The following is a 22,783-nucleotide window of genomic DNA, read 5'->3' on the forward strand; positions in this document are numbered from 1 at the left end:
TAAAGAGCTAGACCGACACTAGCGGTAATCGAAGTACTTTTTCAACAAGCTCTCCGGCTTTTTCTTGGAAACCAACAAAGTGTTCAGTAGCTTCATGAGCATCAAGGGCATCCTGAGATTGCCATTTCTCCGTAATAACAAACACACCCTCTTCACTTGCATGTAGGTCATACATCACTGCGCCGACTTCTTCTCGGCTTGATTTAACCAAGGGTAACAATGCGTCTAAAAGTGCATCTTGTTGGTTTGGTTGAGAATAGATTACGACTGAAAACTCGATCATTTTACTGTCCTATTGAGAAAAAACGCTAACATAGGCAACTAAAGGAGTAATGGTTAGCGGTTAAAGCTGACTAGCAACTTTTTTCAGGTGAAAAGCAATCTCCACCATCAAATGCCTTTTACCGCCATGCCGCAGTTAGATGCTATCTAAGCCTTTTTCTTAGATGCATTTTTTAGCGAATGAAAAAAATTAATCTATAATGACTTATACTAAAGTATAAAAGGGTGCTCATTATCCTTTGAGTGCCACCTCTTGAGGCGATGGAATGCAATTACCGAACGGGGCGATGCCCTATGTTTGAAAAAACTTTTCACTTTTGTCCTGTTGGGCTCGCTCACATAAGCGTGGATGGAAGCTTTATACGTGTAAATAAGCGACTGTGTGATTTTTTAGGATATTCTGATGAAGAACTAACGACGTTAACCTTTCAAGAATTAACTGCGCCAGATTATCTTGATGAAGATCTAAGTTACTTAGAGCGCCTGATGGCAGGTGATATCGATGACTATGCGATTGAAAAGCGATATGTAAGGCGCGATGGCGAGCAAGTTTGGGCGAAGTTAACAGTGTCTTTAGTAAGAGATCAGCGCGGCAACCCAGACTATTTTATTTCTATTGTGGAAGATATCGATGAGAAAAAGCGCATCCAGTCTGAGCTCTTTCAAGTTGATGCCTTGTTTAGCAAAATTGTTAGCGCATTTTCTGATAGAACGTTTATATGGGTGGCGACGCCAGACTTGTCTAAACTGCAATACGTTAACGATGGCTATTCAAACATATTCGGTCGCAGCGAGTACGAACTTTACTGTAACCCTATGAGCTTTATTGATCATGTACATGAAGATGATAAAGCACGGGTGTTAAAACTGTTCAGTCAACGCCCTTTGCAGAATTGGGATATTCAATATCGTATAAACGACTCGAAAGGCGAAGTTAAGTACCTTCACGATCGCGGAAGCTTGATATTTGACGACCGTGAAATGCAGTCGCTTATTTTAGGCACAGCCGACGATATAACAAGAGAGAAAACGCAGCAGCAAGCTTTGTTGAGCGCCGTCACTAAATTAGAGCACCTGTCGAAAACCGACTCGCTCACTGGACTTGCAAATAGGAGAGAGATATTTAGCCAGTTAAGCGACGAAATTTCTCGTATGGGTCGTGGCCAACAAACGTCAACGCTCGTTTATATAGACTTAAACAAATTCAAAGAAATTAACGATAAATACGGTCACAATGTAGGAGACAAGGCGCTTGTTAAGTTCTCTGAAAGAATGAGTGGTTTGCTGCGTGATAGTGATAGATTCGGTCGTATTGGTGGCGATGAATTTGTGATCTTGCTGTATGGAACCAATGAAAAAGAGACCGAAGTTTTTTTCAATCGGGTTGCCCAAAGCGACTTTGAAGTTAATGTAGATGGCAATAAGGTAGTACCAATTGGCTTCAGTGCTGGCTGGGTTGAGTGGAGCGAAGGCATTGAAACTGTGCAGGAGTGGCTAGATAAGGCCGACGAGGTAATGTACGGAAAAAAGCGTTATCAGCAAGTTTTAACCGCGATTGATAAAGCGATGTAGACAGCTATTCCTGAGACTCGATATCTACACCGCTTTCGCCATTTTATCTTTCCCTTTGAGCGAACCAGCGCGCTATTTCCTGACGCTCTTCGTCTGTCATTTTTGTCTTATTTAAAAATGGCATGTCTTTGGTCACAGAGGTTCTTCGAACCACTTGTGGCGCAAACCTTTCAATATCTTCCCATGTATCTAATACTACGCCTAAAGGCGCGACTTTAAAGATATCGTCGGTTGGCGTGCGCGAGTGGCAGCCCACACAATGGGTTGTAATTAAGCGTACTACGCGCTCATTGCTTACTTCAGAACTCGCTTGAGCGACTGCATTGTTAGCTGTTACTTTTTTACCTATTTCATCGACAAGGCTCACATCTTCATGTCCTTCATTCGATGTATGTGATGGCGACTGTGGCCATGACACCCATAGGGCGATTGCTAGCATGGCGACTGCGCCAGACACTAAAATACCAGGTTTAGTGGTGCCCACATGACGCAAGTTAAAGAAATGACGTATCCAAGCGGCAGCGGCCATTATCGCAATGAGTATCAGCCAATTTTGCGGGTGTTGATACGTCATGGGGTAATGATTTGAAATCATGATAAACAGCAGTGGCAGCGTAAAGTAGTTATTGTGTACCGAACGCAATTTAGCGCTCGCCCCCCAATTAGGATCGATATCTTTCTTATCGGCTACAGCTGCTACCATTTTGCGCTGGTTCGGCATGATGTTGAAAAACACATTCCCCGCCATGATAGTGCCAATAAGCGCGCCAACGTGAATATAGGCACCGCGACCGCTAAACCACTGGGTAGAAAGGTAGCTAACAATACAAACAAGCGCGACTAATCCAATACCGAAGGCGAGTGGATATTTTGCCAATGGGCTACGACAAGCAAATTCGTATAAGGCTAGTCCGCCAAAGATTAACCCTAAACCTAAAGATATTGCTGTGGTCGGTGACATGGCGTTTACCGAAGGGTCGATAAGATAAGCGCTAGCACCAAAGTAATAAACAATTATGAGTAGTGCGAAGCCCGATAACCACGTGGTATAGGCTTCCCACTTAAACCAGTGCAGTGTTTCTGGCATTTTCTCTGGGCCATAGGCGTATTTGGCAACCTCATAAAAACCGCCACCGTGAATAGCCCATAAGTCGCCTTTGATACCTTTGTCCTGCTTCCATTTAGGTGGCGTGCGTAGATTGTTATCCAACCAAATGAAGTAAAACGACGCGCCAATCCACGCTACACCCGCTACAACGTGGAACCAACGTACAAATAAACTTATCCAATCTAGCCACGGCATTATTGTTCTCCTTATTCAGGGCCAAAAGGCCCTACAGCAGCCTGTTATTAATGTTGTTCTTTTTTATAACGGCAGGTGCCGCTTATCCACGTTTGGTCGATGGCGCGGTCATCACCTAAAATACTCAAGGCAAAAAACACATCGTCAAAGTCCGCGTCTTCTTTTATTCTCAATTGTGTCAATTCGTCAAACCTAGGCTCAACAACGATAAAGTCAGCTGTTGTGCCCGGGTTTAAGTTGCCTATTTCATGATCAAGCGCATGAGCTACCGCCGCGCCTTGGGTCATAAGATAAAAGCCTTCTAACGGACTGATGGGCTCGCTGCGCAATTGACTGACCTTGTACGCATCGCCGTAGGTTTTAAACATGTTAAACGTAGTGCCTGCACCCACATCGGTGGCCATAGCCACATGAACCCTGTTAGCGCGCGCAGCGGTCATATCAAAAAGGCCACTGCCTAAAAACAGATTAGATGTGGGACAGAAGGCCACCGTAGCGCCGCTTTCGCCTAAGCGCGCCCATTCATTAGGCGTAAGATGAATGCCGTGGCCAAACACCGCACGTTCACGCACAAGGTTGTAGGTGTCATATACATCTAAATAGCCGTCCGCTTTAGGGAATAAACTCTTCACCCATGCAATCTCGTCTAAGTTTTCAGACAAGTGTGTTTGAATGAAAACGTCGGGATACTGCTTGGCAAGTTCCCCTAATGCAGCAAGCTGAGCTTCAGTACTGGTTGGGGCAAAACGGGGCGTTAGCGCATAGCGGTTGCGGCCCTTGTTATGCCAAGCTTCGATTAATTCTGCACTGTCAGCTTGTGCTGTGTCGGCGCAGTCATTAAGCGCACTAGGGCAATTCCTGTCCATACATACTTTACCGGCCACAATTGCCATATCAATTTCGCTTGCTGCACTAAATAATGCGTGGCTACTGCTTTTATGAACCGTAGTAAAAACAAAACCTGTGGTAGTACCGTTCTTTAGCAATTGGCGCAAAAATACGTTAGCAATGGTTTTAGCGTGTTCACTGTCAGCAAACTGCATTTCTGTGGGAAACGTATAGTTTTCAAGCCAGCTCAACAGCTGTTCGCCATAATGAGCTATGCTCTGTGTTTGCGGATAATGCAGGTGGCTGTCTATTAAACCTGGCAAAATCCACTTGCCTGAAAAATCTGTCACAGTGGCAGCAGGGTAGCGCTTTGCTATCTCTTCAAATGTGCCAATGTCTTTTATTTCTTTATTGTCTACTAACAAACCACCGTCTTTGAATATAGCGATGTCATTATCGAACTGTGTAGTTTGGTTAGGAAAGTACGCAATGCTTGCACGAAAAAGCTGCATGTTTGTTAGCTGCCCCTGTAGCTGCTGAAACCGAATGGAGAGATGAGAAGTGGCACATGATAATGGCCGCCATTCTCATCAAGTTCAAATGTAATATCAATGTGTGGGTAGAAACTATTGCCATGCGTTTCTACAAGGTAAGGCTTGCAGTGAAAGCGCAGGGTATAAACGCCTGCGGCAAAACCGTCTTCAACGCCCCAGTTGTTAAAACGCCCGTCATTATCCGTTTCACCCGAAAGGGTGCTACCGTCAGGTAGTGTAAGTGTAAGGGCAATGCCTTGTGCTGGCTTACCTAATGTAGTGTCGAGTACGTGGCTAGAAAGCGTATTCATACTGTTTTCCTTAAAAACTATTCAATGCGTATTGACCATATTTTTGAAAATACGGGGGTTAATCCAGCGCTTTGTTAATACGCAATAGGGTTATCTTTATTTGCTCTGCAGCAGCATTGGTAATCTCTTGCTGTGTGGTATTGGGTAGCCTAGCTTGTAATGCTTGTAACATAGTCTGCGCAGAAAGACCGGTGGCACAAATAATAAAGATAAACCCGTGCTTGTCTAAATAGGCGTGATTGGCTTCTTTTAACTGGTGTAAAACGGCCTCGGACGCGCTGGCTGTACCCGACTGCTCGCCCGCAGCAATGGCTTTGGTATTTGCAAACTTTTTGCGCAACGAATCAACGTCACCAATCATGGGGTGTGCCGTAAAAGCTTCAAGGTAGTCGTCATCACTGCATTTGGCCCACGCGCTCTTCGCTTGATTAACAAGTGCATTCTTGTCGCTGTAAGGGCGTGCTTTTACCATTTGATAAACCCAGGTTTTCGCCGCGCAGCATTGCTCAAACCAAGAAGACGCCTCTTCAGCGCTTAGCGTATTTAATTCTTTAAGTGTCACTGGTGGTGTCCTTTTCTTTGTGAAACGCTGTAGCGGGTTTCTCACTGTCTTTGCTACTGTTGCCCGCCGTTACTTCTTTTTCATGAAGACGCTCGATAATTTGCGCAGATATAGAAACGGCAACTTCAATTGGTTGCTTGCCAGGAATATCTCGGTTACCTATTGGCGTAAATAGCCTTGCCAGCGCGTTGTCGTCAAACCCACGCTGAGTCAGCTTGGTAATAAAGCGCTTTGCTTTGGTGTCTGAACCAATTAACCCAACAAAGGGGAGGGAAGGTTGCTTTAACGCCTGCTCTGTAATGCGATAATCCAATTGATGATCGTGGGTGAGTATAATCAGCCAACTGTTCTCATCAAGGTGTCTAACTTCGCTCTCTGGTACTTCTTCCACGACTTTGTGCACGTTGGCTGGCAAAGACGATGGAAACAGTTCCTCGCGACTGTCTATCCACGAAATGCGTACAGGCAATTGAGCCAAAATAGGCACCAGTGCTTTTGCAACATGGCCTGCACCAAAAATGGCGATGTGCTGCTGATGAAGGTTACACACGTCAAATAGCACCTTTACCGCGCCGCCGCAGCACTGTCCTAAAGAACTGCTTAACGGGTAGCTGTGAAGTTCAGTGCATGCTTCGCCTTTTGCAAGGTACTCTCGTGCGCGGGCAATGGCATCAAACTCAAGGTGCCCGCCGCCAATGGTATCGATGCTCTGTGAAGCGGTAACTACCATTTTACTACCGGGTTCACGAGGCGTAGAGCCTGCAGTGCCAACCACAGTCACAAGCACGTAGCCTTCATTGCGCATTTGGCATTCGGCTATTCCCTCATGCCAGTTTGTTGCACGAAATGATTGGGGCGCGCGAGATGATTTTGCTGCCGTGAGTGTCATAAAACACCGCCTCGACTGGAAGAATGCTGCATAGCACTTACTGCATTTAACACCCGTTCTGGTGTGGCTGGTGTATCTAGTTGCGGATCAACCGTGTAGCCAGATAGGCTAGATATGGCGTCTTTAAGGGCGCACCATACTGAAATAGCCAGCATAAACGGTGGCTCACCCACGGCTTTTGAGTGGTAAATGCTGTCTTCAGCGTTCTTTCTACCAAACAGCTTCACATTAAACTCTTTTGGCGTATCGCCAATGGCTGGAATTTTATAGGTCGCCATATTTTCACTTATCAGCTTACCCGTTTCATTCCATTTAAGGTCTTCTGTGGTAAGCCAGCCCATACCTTGAATAAACGCGCCTTCTATTTGGCCAATATCAATGGCAGGGTTAAGACTGTTGCCAACATCGTGGAGCACGTTAACTTTATCTACCGTATATTCACCAGTAAGTGTGTCGACAGAGACTTCGCTCATTGAGACGCCATAGGCAAAGTAGAAAAACGGACGGCCTTCACCGGTGTCGCGGTTATACTGTAATTTTGGGGTTTTGTAGAAACCGCTTGAAGACAAAGATACACGAGCAAAATATGCTTGCTGCACAAGCTCGGTAAAGGTAATTTTGTGCTCATCCAATACCACGTGCTCATTAATGAACAGCACGTCGCTAGCGCGGCCCTCTAGACCTAAGCTTTTAGCAAAGCACTCGGCCAAACGGGCTTTTAGCGTAATACACGCATTTTGTACGGCTTTTCCGTTTAAGTCAGTGCCGCTTGAAGCTGCTGTTGGTGAAGTGTTAGGTACTTTGTCAGTGCGTGTTGCAGTGACTTCAATCATATCCAAATCTAGTCCAAATTCATTGGCTGCAATTTGGCCTATTTTGGTGTGAAGCCCTTGGCCCATTTCAGTACCACCATGGTTCACCTGAATACTACCATCAGTATAAATGTGCACTAAAGCGCCAGCTTGGTTTAAATGCTTCGCGGTAAATGAAATGCCAAACTTAACAGGCGTTAGCGCTAAACCTTTCTTAATCACTGGGCTTTCGCGGTTAAACGCTGCAATAGCTTCACGGCGCTTCCAATACTGAGCGGTTTCTTCTAGCTCGGCAATCATATCGGGCAGAAGGTTATGTTCTACCTTCATTCCGTAGGGGGTAAAACTACCTGTCGTGGGGCCGTATAAATTACGTTTTCTTACCGATAGGGGGTCGCTGCCAATAGCACGGGCAATTTTATCAATCATGGCTTCAGCCATAATCATACCTTGCGGTCCGCCAAAACCTCGATAAGCGGTGTGCGATACCATATTGGTTTGCAATCTGTGGCCAACAATGTCGCTATCACCTAAGAAATAACCGTTGTCCGCATGGAACATGGCTCTATCGACAATGGCGTCAGATAAATCAGGCGAGTGCCCACAAATACCATTGATTGTCATGCGGGTGGCTTCAATTTTACCTGTCTCGTCAAAGGCCACGTCGAACTCGTTTTCGAACGGGTGACGTTTGCCAGTAACATGCATATCGGTGAAGCGTGGTAAGCGAAGCTTAACCGCACATTGATTGCGCGATGCCAGTAAAGCCGCTATACAGGCCCATTGCGCGGCTTGCGTTTCTTTTCCGCCAAAGCCGCCGCCCATACGTCGCATGTCTACCATTACACGGTGCAATTTTACATCTAGCACTTCGGCAACGAGTTTTTGTACCTCACTGGGATGTTGACTAGACGTATAGATTTTCATGCGATCTTCTTCATCAGGGATCGCAAGGCTCACTTGTCCTTCTAAGTACATATGTTCCTGTCCACCAATACTGAGCGTGCCATGTGCTTGGTGGATCGCTTTTTCAAATGTACTTTCAACGCGGTCAGTGTGTTGGCCAAACCGATGTAGGGGACGCACAAACGTTTGCTGCTGGTGGGCAGCTTCGGCACTAAGTATAGGTTTGGCTTCACTCACCTCTACTCTCCCTTTTAGCGCAGCTTGTCGGGCAAGGTTTATCGAAGTGGCAAGTACTGCAAATACAGGCTGACCGAAGAATTTGATTTCGCCATTAGCAAGTAACGGATCGCCTTCGAATACAGGTCCAATATCTTTATGGCCAGGCACGTCGTCAATCGTAACCACATCTACAACGCCTTCACTTTGGCGAACAGCGTCAAGATTTATCGAGTTAATCGTACCTTTTGCGCATTGGCTTACACCAACTGCAGCATAAAGAGTGCCTTGAGGTTCAATAACATCGTCAACATAGTTGGCGCTGCCCTGTACTTGGCGTGTTGCGCTCTCGTGCTTTTTAGATACGTGAACGACACTTTGCTTGTCGTTTTGTTGCAGTGGATTAGGGGCATCAATTAACTTACGCATGCTGCACCACCCGTGTTTCAATTTGGTTTGCTGTTTGGTTCTCTAACCAGAAGCGATGCCACAGGTTAGCTAAAACAGTTTTACGGTATTGGGCTGTAGCGCGCACATCATCGATAGGTGAAAATGCATCGAATAAGACTTGTTTGCCCAACGTTAAACATTCGTTGCTAGCGAACTGCTTACCTTTCAAAACGTTTTCTAACGCATTGCAGGTTGACGGAACTGCTGCTACGCCACCAAAGCCACTGCTAATGGCTTCTACCTTGCCGTTGTCGAGTGTGACATTAAATACGGCGCATACTGCTGAAATATCATCTTCAAATCGTTTCGATATTTTATATGAAGCTAATGCTTGATTGGACTGTTTCAATGGTATTTCTATAGCACTTATCCATTCATCTTTCGCCAGCATGGTCTCGCGATAGCCTGTGAAGAATGTGCTAATTGGGATCATACGAACGCTCTCGCCGTTATCTAAATGCAGTATGGCATTCAATGCGAGTAATAACGGCGGCATATCACCAATAGGGGAAGCGTTAGCCACGTTACCGCCAATGGTAGCCTGATTGCGGATAGGCAACGAGGCAAATCGGGTAACAAGCTCAGCCACTTGCGGAAATGCATTTAGTAATAAAGGTGCCGCATCGTTTAGCGGTACAGCTGCACCAAGAATAAGAGAATGCTCGCTTTTGGTGCATTGTTTTAGTGCATCAATATGCGTAACACTGATAAGCGTTTCTACATCTTTTAGCTGTTGCGTGAACTGAAGGCTTAAATCCGTGCTGCCAGCGACTAGCTGTGCAGTTGGATGCGCTTGAATCAGGGTCTTCAGTTCTTCGCGAGACGTTGGTGTATGGATATTGCCCGTACCAGTAGGCTTCTCACCTGATAATGATAGCAAAGTAGAAAGGGTGGCAGCTTGGCGTGCAGTGAACTGATCATCAGGTGTTTGCTCGCATACCGCCAATGTAGCGTCGATAATGGGGCGGTAGCCTGTACAGCGACACAAGTTGCCTGATAAGGCGTGTAGCACATCGTCGCGATTTGGCTTTGTATTGCTGTGATACAAAGCAAACATCGACATAATAAACCCAGGCGTGCAAAAGCCACACTGAGAACCATGGTGATCAACTAACGCCTGCTGTACGGGGTGTAAGTGTTTACCATCGTTTAAATGCTCAACAAATAAAAGCTGCTTCCCATGAACTGCACTCATTAGCGTGATACAGCTATTCACCGTTCGATAATTAAGTTCTGCAGCGCTATTTGAAGAGGCTGGTTCCACAAGTACTACGGTACATGCACCACAGTCTCCTGCTGCACAGCCTTCTTTTGTGCCTGTTTTTTTGCGATGTTCGCGAATAAATTGTAGAAGGGTGAGGTCGGCCCGCGCTTCATTTAATTCAACGACATCGTTATTTATTAGAAAGCGAATCATACTCACACCTTCTTGTTATATTCATTCTTGTATTCATTAATATAGCTGTATTTTTTCAATAAAAGTAGACCATTTGGTCAATTTATTGCTTATAAAAAAAGGCCGAGTTCTAAAAGGCCATGATTTTGCGCAAATTTGATTGGAAAAAAAGAAGTGATACCTTTCTATTTTTCTTTTGCTAAGCACTACGTCGATTTGTTAATGAAGAATAAGGCAAGATTCGTGCAAGGTTTTGAACTATTCGCGTAATTCGTGTTTTAGTATGGTTAACACTCCCTGCATAGGGTATGTATGATCTATAAGAGCATAGCAACTCGTCGGCAATAAATGCTAACCTATCGAAAAGGCATGCAGCATTTATACTGCCCGTGCGCTTGCAAAGTAGATTGCAAAGGAATTTTAATAATAATGATGAAGGTAAAAAGTGCTGACGCTGGCGTTGGCGCTATGAACAGAAGAAAAATACTCCAAGCCGCTGAAAAATGTTTTGCACAGTTTGGCTTCAAAGGCACAGCAGTACAAAAAATTGCTGATGAAGCAGGACTTCCTAAGACTAACGTTTTGTATTATTTCAAAACAAAACAAGAGCTCTACGTAGCGGTACTAGAAGAAACCCTCTCGCTGTGGAACTCACGTTTTGATAAAGCCACAGTAGAAGACGACCCAGCCGAGGTACTCGCCAATTATATCGCCGAGAAAATGGAAGTGTCGCGAACGCATCCAATGGCCTCAAAGATCTTTGCGATGGAAATTATCAATGGTGCACAAAACTTAAGTGGCTACTTTGATGAAGAGCATGCGCTTTGGATGAAAGGGCGACTTGCGGTTATTGATGCATGGGTAAAGGCCGGCAAACTGCCACCTGTTGAAGGTGAATATTTGCTTTACACTATTTGGGCTAGTACCCAGCACTATGCTGACTTCTCTGCGCAAATAACCCGTCTACGCGGTAAAAAGATGACAAAATCAGATTTTGAAGACGCTACAAAACAAGTGGTAAAACTCGTGCTCGGTGGCTGTGGGTTATCTGTGCCAGAAAACTTCGAGGTGTAGCATGACAGAGTCTGTTTACCCTCGTGATCTGGTTGGTTACGGTCAACATGTACCTCACGCAAAGTGGCCGGGCGACGCAAAAATCGCGATTCAGTTCGTATTAAATTACGAGGAAGGTGGCGAAAATTGCGTGCTTCATGGTGACGAGGCGTCAGAAATATTCCTATCGGAAATTATCGGCGCACAAGCGTATAAAGATCGCCACCTCAGCATGGAGTCTATTTACGAATACGGCAGTCGTGCAGGGTTTTGGCGTTTACACCGTTTGCTTAATAAATACGACATTCCCGTTACTGTGTTTGGCGTCACTATGGCTATGCAACGACACCCTGACGCCGTAAAAGCCATGATGGATTCAGGTTGGGAAATCGCCAGCCACGCCATGCGCTGGGTGCATTATCAAGACATGGACGAAGAGCAAGAGCGTAAACAAATTGATGAGGCGATTATTCTTCATGAGCAGATAACGGGCAGTAAACCTGTAGGTTGGTATACAGGAAGAACGAGTCCGAATACGCTGAAGTTGATTGCAGAGCGCGACGATATCTTATATTGCGCCGATTCATATGCTGACGACTTACCTTACTACGACAGCCATTACAGCAAGCCGTTATTGATGGTGCCGTACACATTAGACACCAATGATATGCGCTTTGCCACGCCTCAGGGCTTCAACAGTGGGGAACAGTTTTTCACCTACTTAAAAGATGCGTTTGACGTGTTGTATGAAGAAGGAGAAGAAGCGCCTAAGATGCTATCTATCGGCCTTCATAATCGCATAATAGGACGGCCTGCTCGACTCGCCGCACTTAAGCGCTTTATCGAGTACGTTAAGTCTCATGATAAAGTATGGCTAGCGACACGAGAGCAAATTGCCCGTCACTGGTTGGAGCTTCATCCTAAAGATGGTGGGGACAAGCCGCGTACGTAGCGTTTACAGTACGCCTACTATATTTGAAGTAAACGTATACCTTTTTCACTTGCCTAGTTTAATAAGAAAGGTGGCGTTGAAAGCCACCTTTTTTGTATCTAAAGCGTTAACTTACAGGCACGCAATAAGCGCCGTTGAATTATTTTAAATCCAATAAGTATCGTAATAAGAAAACAATCGCCAGTGCATAAGTGAGCGGTGTTACTTCTTTAAATTTTCCCGTACCTACCTTAATGCCAACATAAGTAATAAAACCAAGGGCAATGCCTTCGCTAATGCTGAATGTGAGCGGCATGGCGATAAGTGCAACAGAAGCAGTGGCTAACGCACCTAAGTCGTCGAAATCAACCTGTCGAATCGATTCCATCATTAAAATACCTACCATCAATAGCGCTGGCGTAGTGGCCATCAGTGGGATAACTTTCATTAGCGGTGTTAAAAATAGCGAGAGTAAGAAGCAGACTGAAACCACTACTGCGGTAAGCCCGGTTCTGCCGCCCGCCGATACGCCCGTAGCGGACTCCACATAGCTAGTTACTGGAGATGTACCTACTAATGCGCCAGCAATACTCGCTGATGCATCGGCTGTCATTGCTGAGCCAATTTTCGGTAGCTTGCCTTCGGGAGTAAGTAGATTGGCTTTTCGAGATACGCCGATTAAGGTGCCAATGGTATCGAACATGTTCACAAACATAAGTGCGAAAATGAGGTCCCACGTTTCAGCAAGGTGATCGATTGGGTACCAAAAGTCCATTGCCATAAAAGTGTTTGAAATGGATTCTGGCATGCCAACTACAGCAGAAGGCGTTGCAGTTAAGGTACCGTTTTCAGTGGGGATAAAAGCACCAATTAAGGTGAGTGTTATGATAGAGATTAAGATAGCGCCTGTAACGCGTTTCACCATCAAAACGATAGTAAAAATAATGCCGATGAGCGCTAACATTACTGCTGGCTCAGAAAGGTCGCCAAGCTGTACGAAGGTTGCGGGATTATCAACAATCAGCCCCGCATTTTTAAGGCCGATAAAGGCAATGAACAAACCTATGCCACACTGCACGCCGATTTTAAGAGAAGGCGGTATAGACTCGGCTATTTTGGTTCGAACTCCGGTGAGAGAAAGGAGTAAAAAGAGAATGCCGTTCCAGAATACAATACCAAGCGCTGCTTCCCATGGAATTTCACGACCAAGACAAATGGTAAACGCGAAAAAGGCGTTCAAGCCCATACCTGGTGCCAACGCAATAGGGTAGTTAGTCATTAGCGCCATCATTAAAGTGCCAATACACGCCGCTATTGCTGTCACTGTAATTAGGCCCTCTACGGGCATGCCACTTAACCCAAGAATACCTGGGTTCACCACGAGTATATAAGACATGGCTGCGAACGTAGTAAGTCCTGCAATGATCTCTGTTCTTACTGTTGTTCCGTGTTCCTGCAGCTTAAATAGCCGTTCGATTACGTTGTTGGACATCAAGAGTTCTCTGTTAGTATTTCATTGTGTGTTTTGTGCGTTGAAAGCAATAAACTGACCAATTAGTCAACTTGTTGGTGTGTTTTGTGCTAACTTACTTTTCAGTACAATGACTAATTAATAGCCATTGCGTGACTCAAGGTCACTAGCCAGGCAGCACAAAGCCAGCCAAACGGTTAGTAATCAACATAGATGAAGTCAAAAAAACCGCAAACAAAACCTAAATGAGCAATAGAACTCGTTTACAGATAGCATTAAAGATAAACTATTACGCACCAATTAAATGCCATTGCATTGTTGTGGTGCAAATAAGTGAGGGGCCATGTCGCTGTCATCAATAATTAAAAACATTCCAAAGGCCGAACTGCATCTGCATATAGAAGGTAGCTTAACGCCTGAACTTATGTGGCGCCTAGCTGAAAAGCACAGTGTATCACTTCCTTATGTTAGCGTGGAAGAGATAGAAGCGGCGTATAACTTTGAAGATCTACAAAGCTTCCTTGACTTATATTATGCAGGGGCGGGCGTGCTTCGCGATGAGGATGATTTCTTTGCTTTAATGTGGGAATACTTAACGCGGTGTCATGAGGACAATATCGTCCACACAGAAATTATGTTTGATCCGCAAACCCATACAGAGCGTGACATAGGTTTCGATATTTTCATGCCAGGCTTTTTGAAGGCGATGGAAAAAGCAAAAGATGAATACGGTATCAGTAGCTATTTAATCATGTCTTTTCTTCGTCATTTGCCTGAAGATGCTGCTTTCGATACGCTTTCTGCAGCAGAGCCCTACTACGAGCACATCACGGCGGTAGGGTTAGACAGCTCCGAACTTGGCCATCCGCCATCAAAGTTCGAACGTGTTTTCAAAAAAGCCAAAGCGCTGGGATTTAAAATTGTCGCCCATGCTGGAGAAGAAGGACCGGCATCTTACATTTGGGAAGCCATCGAGCTATTGGACGTTGATCGTATTGATCACGGTGTGCGCTGCCAAGAAGACGAGGCGCTTATGGACCTCTTGAAAGAAAGACAAATTCCACTTACTGTTTGCCCGTTGAGCAATCTCAAGCTTTGCGTAATTGATGACATGAAAGACCACAATATTGTCCAGCTTCTTGATGCTGGGCTTCTGGTCACGGTTAACTCTGATGATCCTACGTATTTTGGTGGTTTCTTAAATGACAATTTTGAAGCGTTGCACCAGTCGCTGGGTATTGAAGAAAAAACAATTCGTACGTTGGTAGCAAATAGTTTCAAGGCAAGTTTTTTACCGCAGGAGCAGAAAAACCAGTTTGTTGAAAAGGTTCTTTCAGCCTAGCAAGGCGAGGAGTGGATGATAGTCGAGTTAGCTTCTGGCGATTAATGCGAGGAGCTAATGTGATTTTACGATTTCATGACTGCAATAGTTTGCTTAATCAAACTGTCTAATTCTGTGATATCTTGAACGATTTCGCTTAAATCGTCTTGCTTGGCTTTGTTTTCAATAGACGATGCCTTTTCCCGAATGGCATCGGCACCTACATCGCCCGACACACCTTTCATAGCATGACTGTTGAATCTAACGGCTTCAATATCTAATGCGGTCGCTGCACTTTGAAGTGCTTGTTGTTTTTGTTCTATTTGCGCTAGGAACATTTCAACAATACGGTTCAATAACCCCTCATTTCCACCCAGCCTGCTTATTGCGGCATCGCGGTTCCATAATTGTTCTCGAGTGGGCGTATCGTTTGAGTTAGATGTGTCCATATGTGCCACCGTAATTGAAGCGTTATACCAGTGTACAATAAATGTTCTAAACAAAAAACAGCAAGTTCAGCCGCTTAGCAAACAACGGTTCATAAATCGGCAAAACCTAGACGAAAGACTAATATTTTTTTACGTATCTCAGGCAATACTTATTCTGTCATTAGTTTCACAGTGTGGTATTTCTCATGGATAATGAGACACAGAAAGTAGTTATCATTGACGATGAACCAACAACACTCTTGTTATTGGAAAGTGCAGTAGAATCACTAGCAAAGGTTGTTACGGTCTCGCAAAGCTCGAATGCATTTTCGGTGGTAAAAGCACAACTTCCTGATTTGGTTGTTCTAGATATAAGCATGCCTGAGCTATCTGGCTTTGAGGTCTGCAAGCAATTAAAAGCTTGCCCAGAAACTTCAGCTATCCCTGTTATATTTGCAACCTCGCATAATGATTCTGAAAATGAGCATATTGCGTTATCACTGGGAGCCATCGACTTCATTTCCAAGCCCATTGATATTGGGTTGTGCCAGATGCGAGTGAGAAATCATCTCACTATCCAGGACCAAAAAACGAAGCTTGCTTGTGTTAATCACGAATTAGAAGCAGAGAAAAAGCAGCTTGCTATTACTCTCAAATCTATAGCTGACGGCGTTATTTCAATTAACGCAGCGGGGGATGTAACGTTTATTAACCCAGTAGCGCAAAGGTTAACCGGTTATAGTGAAACGGAAGCTCTTGGCAAACCTATCAATGAGGTTATGAATTTAAGAGATGCCTCGACAAATGAGCGTCTTTTAAACCCCGCTCTATACGCACTAGAAGTGATGCGCCCGGTAGCTATGTCTTATAACGCCACGCTGGTAAGCCGACACAATCAAGTATTCAGGATAGAAGATACAGCGTCGCCCATCATTGATGAGGATGGCCAGCTTTCTGGCGCGGTTATCGTTTTCCAAGATGTGTCAGAAACCATTGAAATGGCAGTAAAGATGACACATTTAACCAATCATGATCAGCTCACGGGTTTGCCAAACCGAGTGCTGCTGCACGATAGAGTTGTTCAGGCTATCACTCGTTGTTTTACCTCTAAGCAAAGCATAGCGTTACTGTTAATCGATATCGATAATTTCAAATACCTTAATGACAGCCTTGGGCATCAAGTCGGCGACTATATTATTGTGTCTATTGCAAAGCGCCTTGCAAAGGTTGTTGGAGAAAGCGCTACGCTCGCCCGCGTGGGTGGCGATGAGTTTGCCTGCTTACTTACTGAAATTGGTTCAGGCTACAGTGCAGACAGTATTGCTATGGCGTGTTTGCAGGCGGGTAGAGAGCCCATTGATATAGACGGTAAGGCCCATCAACTTAGCTTAAGCATTGGAATTAGCCTTTATCCCCAAGATGCTGTTAATGCGGAAGAGATGATGCGCCATGCAGACTCAGCCATGTACCGCTCTAAATCAAAAGGCAAAGACACTTTCAGTTTCTTTTCAAAAGACCTGCAGCATGCCATGCATCATCGTGTGGAGATGGAGATAAAGCTTAGAAATGCCATAGAGAACGACAGTCTAGCCATTTATCTACAGCCAAAATATAACTTTGACGATAGCACAGTATTAAGTGCGGAAAGCTTAGTCAGAATGTTCGACGAAAATGGTAAAGTTATTGGACCTGATGAGTTTATCCCACTGGCAGAAGAGACTGGGCTAATACATCAGCTAGGAAAGCAAGTGTTGCAAAAAAGCTGTGAGTTTGTCGCTAAATGCAACGAATTGGGGCAAGACTTCAAAGTGGCGGTAAACGTAGCTGCTAAACAGCTTTCAAACCCAGGCTTCGCAAAAGAAGTTGCTGAAATTATCAACGAAGCGGGTATCGCCGCGTCGTCTATAGAATTGGAGGTAACAGAATCAGCCCTAATGCACGACTTTGAACAAACCAGAGATATCCTGAACGACTTGGCTTCATTGGGCGTTACTATTGCGTTGGATGATTTTGGTACGGGCTATTCAAGTCTCTCTTATTTGCGTCAGTTCCCATTGAATGTGCTTAAGATAGATCGCTCTTTCGTTATTGATATGAATAAAGAGCAGCAGGCACACGACATCGTAACGGCAATAGTGCATTTAGCATTAAGCTTAGAGTTAACTATTGTTGCCGAAGGTATAGAGACCCAATCTCACTTTGCCGCGCTCAAAGCTCTTGGGTGTCACTTAGGGCAGGGTTATTTTATGTGTCGTCCCATGGCGATGGCGGATTTTTTCACAAAGTTCATCGATGATTGCCAAGTTGCGTAAGGTTCACTGGACGCTGAGTAGAGTGCTAATCGATAGTCTCTTCTTTATAACCTTGTCGTTCAAACCATACTTACTTAGAAGCAAACTAGCTGACTTTTCGATACAAATTTGGATGTAAGGTGGTAGACTTGCGTAAAACGTTGTTATTACTTTGATATTGTAAAAGCAGAAACAACGCAAGCGAGAATGGTCACCTTGATGTAGTAACAATAAATGTACCCGATGAATCAAAAAGAAATAAAACCCTACGCAGAGTGTAACGTACTTATTGTGGACGATGAGCCGATGAGTCGTATGCTGCTTGAATCCATTCTAGAGTCGGTGTTTACCTGTGCTACAGTCGAGTCGGGAGAAGAAGCCATATCTTACTGCGAGGCAAACCTTCCTGACCTAGTCCTGCTTGACATGAACATGCCAGATATTGATGGTTTAGATGTTTGCACAGCCTTGAAGGCCTCGCCTGAAACGAATCATATCCCTGTGATTTTCGTTACATCTACAATGGATATTGAGAGTGAAAATGCGTGCTGGGAAGTAGGGGCGTCAGACTTTGTCATGAAACCGGTTAACGCTTCTACGTTAACGCATCGCATCAAAACACATCTGCAAAATAAGCTTCGCACTGAATTCCTTGAAATGATGACATTTCACGATCAGCTAACGGGTTTGTACAATCGTATGTACTTAACCAACGAAATTCCGTTACTCATTAAGCAAGTTGCGAGAGACAAAGGTACGGTTGGAGCAATAATGATCGACATCGATTATTTTAAGCTTTTCAACGATACGTATGGGCATCTCGAAGGCGATATTTGTCTTCAAAAAGTGGCGCAAATTGTATCGGATACGGTTAAACGGCCGAAAGATGCCGTTATTCGCTTTGGCGGCGAAGAGTTTTTAGTCGTCCTCCCCTATATCGACCATCAGGGCACAAAGCTAGTGGCACATCAGCTTGTTCAGGCTGTCGCCAATGCAAGAATTCCACATGGTAAAGGGATAGAAAACCGCGTATCAATAAGTGCAGGCTTTGCAGTTTGGAAAGCTACGGATGTGGTTGAAGACGATGTGGCTGCGCTTATAGAAGACGCTGACATTTCACTGTTTGAAGCAAAAGAATTAGGGCGAAACCAAGCCAAGGGCTGAGGCCACCGCCCAATATCCCATCATAAAAATAGAATTTCTAGCCTATTGTTTAATATCGCGTATTCAAATTCCAAGCTATCTTTATAAATGCGGGGCCGCTATGCATGAATCGAGCAAGGCGGCAAGAATCTTGTGGTCTTTACGCTTGGGTAGCGAACCATGGTTTATTTTGACGAACAATCGAGTTTGAATGTGAAACTGGAACACCAGTTGAAGGCATCGCTAACCAGTTTGGTACAGCGAGGCTGTGATTCGTTTGGCGTGTTTCAAGGTTTACTTCTACAGTTGGACGAAGAGACAGTTAATATATTGGTTAAAGCTTCGTCGGCGTATGCACCCAACTTTAAGTCGGTCCCTTCTTTCTCTACCTGTGTACCTGTAGACAACTGCTTTCCTGTAAACAGCGCTAAGTGTTCTACTGCATTTAAACAATGGTTTTTTACTTATTTTAATGCCGAAAAGTACATCCGAGGCCGTGTTCATACCCTGGATGGAAGCCAAGTGTGCTTGGTCTTTATTAATGCGTGCCCGGAACAGCCGGTTAACCTCGACAAGCTGTCGCTGTTAGACGATTGGCTGAGCGTGATGTTGAATAAGTTTCATCTCGAAAAAGCAGAGACCAATCAAAACACGTTGTACGAAAAGTTACAAAGTGTAGCGAACATAGGCACATGGGAAGTTGATTTGACCACTAATGCACTTAGCTGGTCTTCACAAACTCGGCGTATTCACGAAGTCTCAGAGGACTTTGAACCCACATTAGAAACAGCTATCAACTTCTATAAAGAGGGGTTTGATAGGGATGAGATTAACCGCATTGTCTCCCACGCGGTGGCTACGGGTGAACCGTGGAGTGCAACGCTTGAACTTGTCTCCGCCAAAGGTAATTCGGTTTGGATAGAAACCCACGGCATGGCTGAGATGAAGCACGGAAAGTGTGTTCGTTTGTTTGGAACTTGCCAAAACGTTAACAAATCGGTGCAACTTAGACTCGAATTGGAAGAGAGAAGAAGAGAAGCCGAAGCTGCGTCTAAAGAACGTGGCATATTGTTATCTCGTATAAGCCACGAGTTAAAGACGCCGCTCAATGGCATAACCGGCATGTTGCAGGCGATTAAGTTCGAAAATAAAGAAAATGTACGAATGCGCAAAGCGGATGTGGCGCTTCATAGCGCAGACCGTTTATTGTCTCTTATAAACGATGTTTTGGATTACACCTCCATCATTAACGGCGAATTCTCACTAAAATATAGCGACTTTTGTGCACGTTCGTTAATTGAAGATATCCTGGATGTATTTAAAACAAAATGCGTAGAGAAAGGCGTAAGGCTTTACGCAGTGCTGTCTTTTGACGAAAACACTTATGTTCACGGAGATGCCGCCCGAATCAGTCAAGTCATTACAAATTTGTTATCGAACGCGGTTAAATTTACACCGAAAGGGTATATTTCGGTGCAAGTTACGTTAAAGCATCAAGGCGATGTGCCTATCTTACTTGCGTCAATTGAAGACACTGGGGTGGGCATGAGTGATGAAATATTGTCACGTATTTTTAGACCATTTCAAAACGATACCGCCAGTGCCTCTGAAGAGTTAAATGGAAACGGTTTAGGGTTGTCTATCGTCAATCAACTTGTTGGCAAAATGGATGGCGAGCTTGAAGTGCGGTCAAGCGCAGGGAAAGGCTCCTGTTTCGATATTGCTATACCTGTAGAAATGGCAGTTTTAAATAAAGAAAAGCAGAGTGACGTTGTCCTCTCTTCAGACCTGCTTAGCATTCCTCTTAACGTTTTGGTTGTTGATGACAACGATATAAACCGTTTCGTGCTCGCATCCATGCTAGAGAAGTTTAATTATCTTCCAGATGAAGCCGAAAATGGCGAAGTGGCCGTTCAAATGGCCCGAGCTAAAAAATACGACATTATATTTATGGATTGCGCTATGCCAGTGCTCGATGGGGTAAGTGCGACTAAGATTATTGTTCAAGAAAACTTATTGCCTAAGCACGGCCGCATTGTGGCTGTAACGGCAAATACCACACCTGAAGATAAAACTGATTGTAGCAATGCGGGCATGGCCGATTTTCTTGCCAAGCCCGTGGTACAAAATGACGTTACCCTTCAGGTGCGCCATGCACTAAAGGCTAAATCAGTGACAGCGTAGAGTTTAATGTGTGTTTATTCCGCTGAAGGGGGCGTATCTTTTACGGTTTCCCAATGCGTTACAATATAGTCTGTAACCTGCGAGCCGACATTATAGGCGGCTTCTATAGCGGCTCCCATTGCTGCATATCCATCGCCAGAACTCTCTAACTTTAAGTTCTCCGCAGCGCTCAACGATGGTGGCTGCATGGTAAAATTGCTCGCTGTTCTAAGAATAAGTAAGCGGTCTTTGTTGACTACCCCTGCATTGTCCAAGTAGCTCAAGCTTTGAAGTGTTGCTGAGTCTTCCATGCCCGAGGTAACAAAATTTCCTTTGCCCTGCGTCCAGTATGCTACCCAATCGTTTGCCCACGCATTTAGTTTTTCGCCATGCCAAAAGGTAGAAGCAGATAAATGCGCACCCATCGACACATTTGGAAGTGCTTTAGCACTAGCTGAGTTGGTGTACTTTGCTCTCAGTGCATCCATCGCTTCGTTGTTTAAAAGCTTGGTGTCTTTTGTCAACGAATAGGCCCACTTTGCTAACGGTAAGTTCAGCGCGTACACCTCGCCATTTGGGCTGTTGTTTACGTCTACAGCGTCAGCGTTTTCAAAGGGCGCATGAGTGAAGAGGGGGAAATAACCCGTACTCCACTGAGACGGAATTTCTCTAGCGTCAATTTGATGTGCTAGGTCGCCATCGACTACATAATCGGTCCAAATTGCACTTCCAATGGTGTTATCCGCTGGGTCGACTCCCGCGATCCCAGCGACCAACCAATAGGCTTGGGATAAATCAAAGCGAGGATCAAGACCTAGTGCCATTATTGCTGCTGAAGCGCGCGCAATGCCCATTCCCGTAACCATACCGATTACACCTGTATCAGGATTGGCGTAAATATCGTGAAAGCCATGAGGCAAAGGGTATTGGGTTGTGAGTTTCTGGCGAGCCTTCCACAATTGAAATTCACCAGGCGCGTCGCCTTCGTCGTTGCCAATTTCGAACATACTTACTACAACAACCTTCACTTTCATTGGCGGCTTAGCGTCATTGGCTTTAACATTGGCAGAATAACTACTGCTACAGAAACCCAAAAACATAGCCAAAATAAGCAAAGCGTTGAAAAAGGCAGACCGTTTTTGTTTAAGCAGTGGATAAAAAGAAAGATGCATTTAGTACTCCTAAAAAAGAGCCCAGCATAATCAAACTGGGCTTCTTATCGAAAAAACTTACAGGCCTGAGAGCGTGTGTCGAACGTTCAATCTATACATGAAGCACGACCACGCTCAAAGAGTATGCGAACTTAGAATGAGTAAGTAAATTTAGCATTCCAGTGACGCGGTAGTTCAGGTAGTACAATTTGACTACCAAATAGATCAGGGAAGTTAGAGCGGAAATAACGCTCGTCAGTTAAGTTTTTAACGGTTAAGTTTAACGACCAATCTTCCGCCTGATATGACAAGCCAGCATTGACTAACGTGTAGGCTGGAAGTGTCACTGCAGCTGAGTAGCCAGACGCGACCTCATCCACATCCACAATACTCACGTTGGCAGCATAACCATTTTGGAAGTCATAGGTTGCTGTCAGCGTGTAAATATTTTCAGGAATACCGGCCTTTCGTCCGTCAGAGTTTGTTTCTCCTTCACCAACAAGGTTAAGACCTACTACGTTCCCGCCAAAAATTAACGAAGGATCATCAAGAGCAACTAAATCGTCAGCACCTAAGAATCCAAATTGGTTTCCATTGGCAAGTGCAGTTAAGTTAATAACTTCTACATTTGTATAGCCAGCAGAAACAACAAGGTTCTCATTGACTACCCAACTGAGGTGGTTTAATTGAGTTGACCAGTCCAGTTAAGGATATAATTGAACTTTAGCTGGAGAAAGTAAATGGCCGGAAGAAAGCGGTATACGAAAGAAT

Annotated in this window: 18 protein-coding genes and 1 pseudogene; 7 read left to right on the forward strand and 12 right to left on the reverse strand. The window is 44.7% G+C overall.

All coding sequences use genetic code 11. From position 1 onward, the window contains the following. Positions 1-7: 7 nt before the first annotated feature. Positions 8-283, reverse strand: coding sequence for a putative quinol monooxygenase (locus BIZ39_RS11690; protein WP_014949064.1), 276 nt, complete (start codon positions 281-283; stop codon positions 8-10). A gap of 293 nt (positions 284-576) precedes the next feature. On the opposite strand from BIZ39_RS11690, the gene BIZ39_RS11695 reads away from it, so the two are divergent. Then, positions 577-1,854, forward strand: coding sequence for a diguanylate cyclase (locus BIZ39_RS11695; RefSeq protein WP_061094736.1), 1,278 nt, complete (start codon positions 577-579; stop codon positions 1,852-1,854). 43 nt (positions 1,855-1,897) lie between these two features. Here the strand turns inward: BIZ39_RS11695 and BIZ39_RS11700 are convergent, their stop codons facing one another. The 7 genes from BIZ39_RS11700 to xdhA are packed head-to-tail and all read right to left on the reverse strand — an operon-like array spanning position 1,898 to position 10,081. Then, the gene (locus tag BIZ39_RS11700) at positions 1,898-3,157 is read right to left on the reverse strand and encodes a urate hydroxylase PuuD (protein ID WP_061094737.1); all 1,260 of its coding nucleotides are present in this window, start codon (positions 3,155-3,157) and stop codon (positions 1,898-1,900) included. Between the two features lie 47 nt (positions 3,158-3,204). Then, the gene (guaD, locus tag BIZ39_RS11705) at positions 3,205-4,497 is read right to left on the reverse strand and encodes a guanine deaminase (protein WP_187447038.1); all 1,293 of its coding nucleotides are present in this window, start codon (positions 4,495-4,497) and stop codon (positions 3,205-3,207) included. Between the two features lie 5 nt (positions 4,498-4,502). Further along, positions 4,503-4,829 carry a hydroxyisourate hydrolase gene (uraH, locus tag BIZ39_RS11710; RefSeq protein WP_039230148.1) on the reverse strand — a complete coding sequence of 109 codons (327 nt, stop codon included), beginning with the start codon at positions 4,827-4,829 and terminating at the stop codon, positions 4,503-4,505. Between the two features lie 58 nt (positions 4,830-4,887). Continuing rightward, positions 4,888-5,391 (reverse strand): 2-oxo-4-hydroxy-4-carboxy-5-ureidoimidazoline decarboxylase, encoded by a 504-nt coding sequence (gene uraD, locus BIZ39_RS11715; RefSeq protein ID WP_187447039.1) that lies wholly within the window; start codon positions 5,389-5,391, stop codon positions 4,888-4,890. Beyond that, positions 5,381-6,280, reverse strand: coding sequence for a xanthine dehydrogenase accessory protein XdhC (xdhC, locus tag BIZ39_RS11720; RefSeq protein ID WP_187447040.1), 900 nt, complete (start codon positions 6,278-6,280; stop codon positions 5,381-5,383). The genes uraD and xdhC overlap by 11 nt, the downstream gene beginning before the upstream one ends. Continuing rightward, the gene (gene xdhB, locus BIZ39_RS11725) at positions 6,277-8,643 is read right to left on the reverse strand and encodes a xanthine dehydrogenase molybdopterin binding subunit (protein WP_187447041.1); all 2,367 of its coding nucleotides are present in this window, start codon (positions 8,641-8,643) and stop codon (positions 6,277-6,279) included. The genes xdhC and xdhB overlap by 4 nt, the downstream gene beginning before the upstream one ends. Further along, a complete protein-coding gene (xdhA, locus tag BIZ39_RS11730; RefSeq protein WP_187447042.1) occupies positions 8,636-10,081 on the reverse strand; it encodes a xanthine dehydrogenase small subunit in 1,446 nt (481 codons plus the stop codon). The genes xdhB and xdhA overlap by 8 nt, the downstream gene beginning before the upstream one ends. 408 nt (positions 10,082-10,489) lie before the next feature. Between xdhA and BIZ39_RS11735 the strand changes: the two genes are divergently transcribed. Together BIZ39_RS11735 and puuE are read left to right on the forward strand one after the other, a co-directional pair. Next, positions 10,490-11,134, forward strand: coding sequence for a TetR/AcrR family transcriptional regulator (locus BIZ39_RS11735; RefSeq protein WP_014949073.1), 645 nt, complete (start codon positions 10,490-10,492; stop codon positions 11,132-11,134). Between the two features lies 1 nt (position 11,135). Next, positions 11,136-12,065, forward strand: a complete 930-nt coding sequence (puuE, locus tag BIZ39_RS11740; protein ID WP_187447043.1) for an allantoinase PuuE — start codon at positions 11,136-11,138, stop codon at positions 12,063-12,065. A gap of 139 nt (positions 12,066-12,204) precedes the next feature. Here puuE and BIZ39_RS11745 read toward each other — a convergent pair whose 3' ends face one another. Beyond that, a complete protein-coding gene (locus BIZ39_RS11745; protein ID WP_187447044.1) occupies positions 12,205-13,536 on the reverse strand; it encodes an NCS2 family permease in 1,332 nt (443 codons plus the stop codon). Between the two features lie 322 nt (positions 13,537-13,858). On the opposite strand from BIZ39_RS11745, the gene BIZ39_RS11750 reads away from it, so the two are divergent. Next, a complete protein-coding gene (locus tag BIZ39_RS11750) occupies positions 13,859-14,857 on the forward strand; it encodes an adenosine deaminase (RefSeq protein WP_187447045.1) in 999 nt (332 codons plus the stop codon). Between the two features lie 65 nt (positions 14,858-14,922). Here the strand turns inward: BIZ39_RS11750 and BIZ39_RS11755 are convergent, their stop codons facing one another. After that, on the reverse strand, positions 14,923-15,285 hold the full coding sequence (locus tag BIZ39_RS11755) for an Hpt domain-containing protein (RefSeq protein ID WP_187447046.1): 363 nt from the start codon (positions 15,283-15,285) through the stop codon (positions 14,923-14,925). Positions 15,286-15,470: 185 nt separating this feature from the next. On the opposite strand from BIZ39_RS11755, the gene BIZ39_RS11760 reads away from it, so the two are divergent. The 3 genes from BIZ39_RS11760 (at position 15,471) to BIZ39_RS11770 (ending at position 20,882) form a co-directional block, all read left to right on the forward strand. After that, positions 15,471-17,576, forward strand: a complete 2,106-nt coding sequence (locus BIZ39_RS11760; RefSeq protein WP_187447047.1) for an EAL domain-containing protein — start codon at positions 15,471-15,473, stop codon at positions 17,574-17,576. A gap of 222 nt (positions 17,577-17,798) precedes the next feature. Next, on the forward strand, positions 17,799-18,719 hold the full coding sequence (locus tag BIZ39_RS11765) for a diguanylate cyclase (protein WP_187447048.1): 921 nt from the start codon (positions 17,799-17,801) through the stop codon (positions 18,717-18,719). Between the two features lie 159 nt (positions 18,720-18,878). After that, positions 18,879-20,882: an ATP-binding protein gene (locus tag BIZ39_RS11770; RefSeq protein ID WP_187447049.1), complete on the forward strand. Its 2,004-nt coding sequence runs from the start codon at positions 18,879-18,881 to the stop codon at positions 20,880-20,882. 14 nt (positions 20,883-20,896) lie between these two features. Here the strand turns inward: BIZ39_RS11770 and BIZ39_RS11775 are convergent, their stop codons facing one another. Further along, a complete protein-coding gene (locus BIZ39_RS11775) occupies positions 20,897-22,033 on the reverse strand; it encodes a purine nucleoside permease (RefSeq protein WP_049588837.1) in 1,137 nt (378 codons plus the stop codon). Between the two features lie 131 nt (positions 22,034-22,164). Further along, positions 22,165-22,689 (reverse strand): annotated as a pseudogene (locus tag BIZ39_RS11780) (TonB-dependent receptor domain-containing protein); the annotation flags it as partial. Positions 22,690-22,783 lie beyond the last annotated feature (94 nt).

It is taken from the genome of Alteromonas sp. BZK5, assembly GCF_014349115.1.
Classification (GTDB): domain Bacteria; phylum Pseudomonadota; class Gammaproteobacteria; order Enterobacterales; family Alteromonadaceae; genus Alteromonas; species Alteromonas macleodii.

What these genes read in the sequence shown, in the direction of transcription:
- BIZ39_RS11700 (WP_061094737.1), bottom strand. Translation starts at nt 3,157, where the DNA reads ATGCCGTGGCTAGATTGGATAAGTTTATTTGTACGTTGGTTCCACGTT.
- BIZ39_RS11690 (WP_014949064.1), bottom strand. Translation starts at nt 283, where the DNA reads ATGATCGAGTTTTCAGTCGTAATCTATTCTCAACCAAACCAACAAGAT.
- xdhA (WP_187447042.1), bottom strand. Translation starts at nt 10,081, where the DNA reads ATGATTCGCTTTCTAATAAATAACGATGTCGTTGAATTAAATGAAGCG.
- BIZ39_RS11765 (WP_187447048.1), top strand. Translation starts at nt 17,799, where the DNA reads ATGAATCAAAAAGAAATAAAACCCTACGCAGAGTGTAACGTACTTATT.
- BIZ39_RS11770 (WP_187447049.1), top strand. Translation starts at nt 18,879, where the DNA reads ATGGTTTATTTTGACGAACAATCGAGTTTGAATGTGAAACTGGAACAC.
- BIZ39_RS11760 (WP_187447047.1), top strand. Translation starts at nt 15,471, where the DNA reads ATGGATAATGAGACACAGAAAGTAGTTATCATTGACGATGAACCAACA.
- puuE (WP_187447043.1), top strand. Translation starts at nt 11,136, where the DNA reads ATGACAGAGTCTGTTTACCCTCGTGATCTGGTTGGTTACGGTCAACAT.
- xdhC (WP_187447040.1), bottom strand. Translation starts at nt 6,280, where the DNA reads ATGACACTCACGGCAGCAAAATCATCTCGCGCGCCCCAATCATTTCGT.
- BIZ39_RS11745 (WP_187447044.1), bottom strand. Translation starts at nt 13,536, where the DNA reads ATGTCCAACAACGTAATCGAACGGCTATTTAAGCTGCAGGAACACGGA.
- BIZ39_RS11735 (WP_014949073.1), top strand. Translation starts at nt 10,490, where the DNA reads ATGATGAAGGTAAAAAGTGCTGACGCTGGCGTTGGCGCTATGAACAGA.
- BIZ39_RS11775 (WP_049588837.1), bottom strand. Translation starts at nt 22,033, where the DNA reads ATGCATCTTTCTTTTTATCCACTGCTTAAACAAAAACGGTCTGCCTTT.
- BIZ39_RS11695 (WP_061094736.1), top strand. Translation starts at nt 577, where the DNA reads ATGTTTGAAAAAACTTTTCACTTTTGTCCTGTTGGGCTCGCTCACATA.
- BIZ39_RS11750 (WP_187447045.1), top strand. Translation starts at nt 13,859, where the DNA reads ATGTCGCTGTCATCAATAATTAAAAACATTCCAAAGGCCGAACTGCAT.
- xdhB (WP_187447041.1), bottom strand. Translation starts at nt 8,643, where the DNA reads ATGCGTAAGTTAATTGATGCCCCTAATCCACTGCAACAAAACGACAAG.
- uraH (WP_039230148.1), bottom strand. Translation starts at nt 4,829, where the DNA reads ATGAATACGCTTTCTAGCCACGTACTCGACACTACATTAGGTAAGCCA.
- BIZ39_RS11755 (WP_187447046.1), bottom strand. Translation starts at nt 15,285, where the DNA reads ATGGACACATCTAACTCAAACGATACGCCCACTCGAGAACAATTATGG.
- guaD (WP_187447038.1), bottom strand. Translation starts at nt 4,497, where the DNA reads ATGCAGCTTTTTCGTGCAAGCATTGCGTACTTTCCTAACCAAACTACA.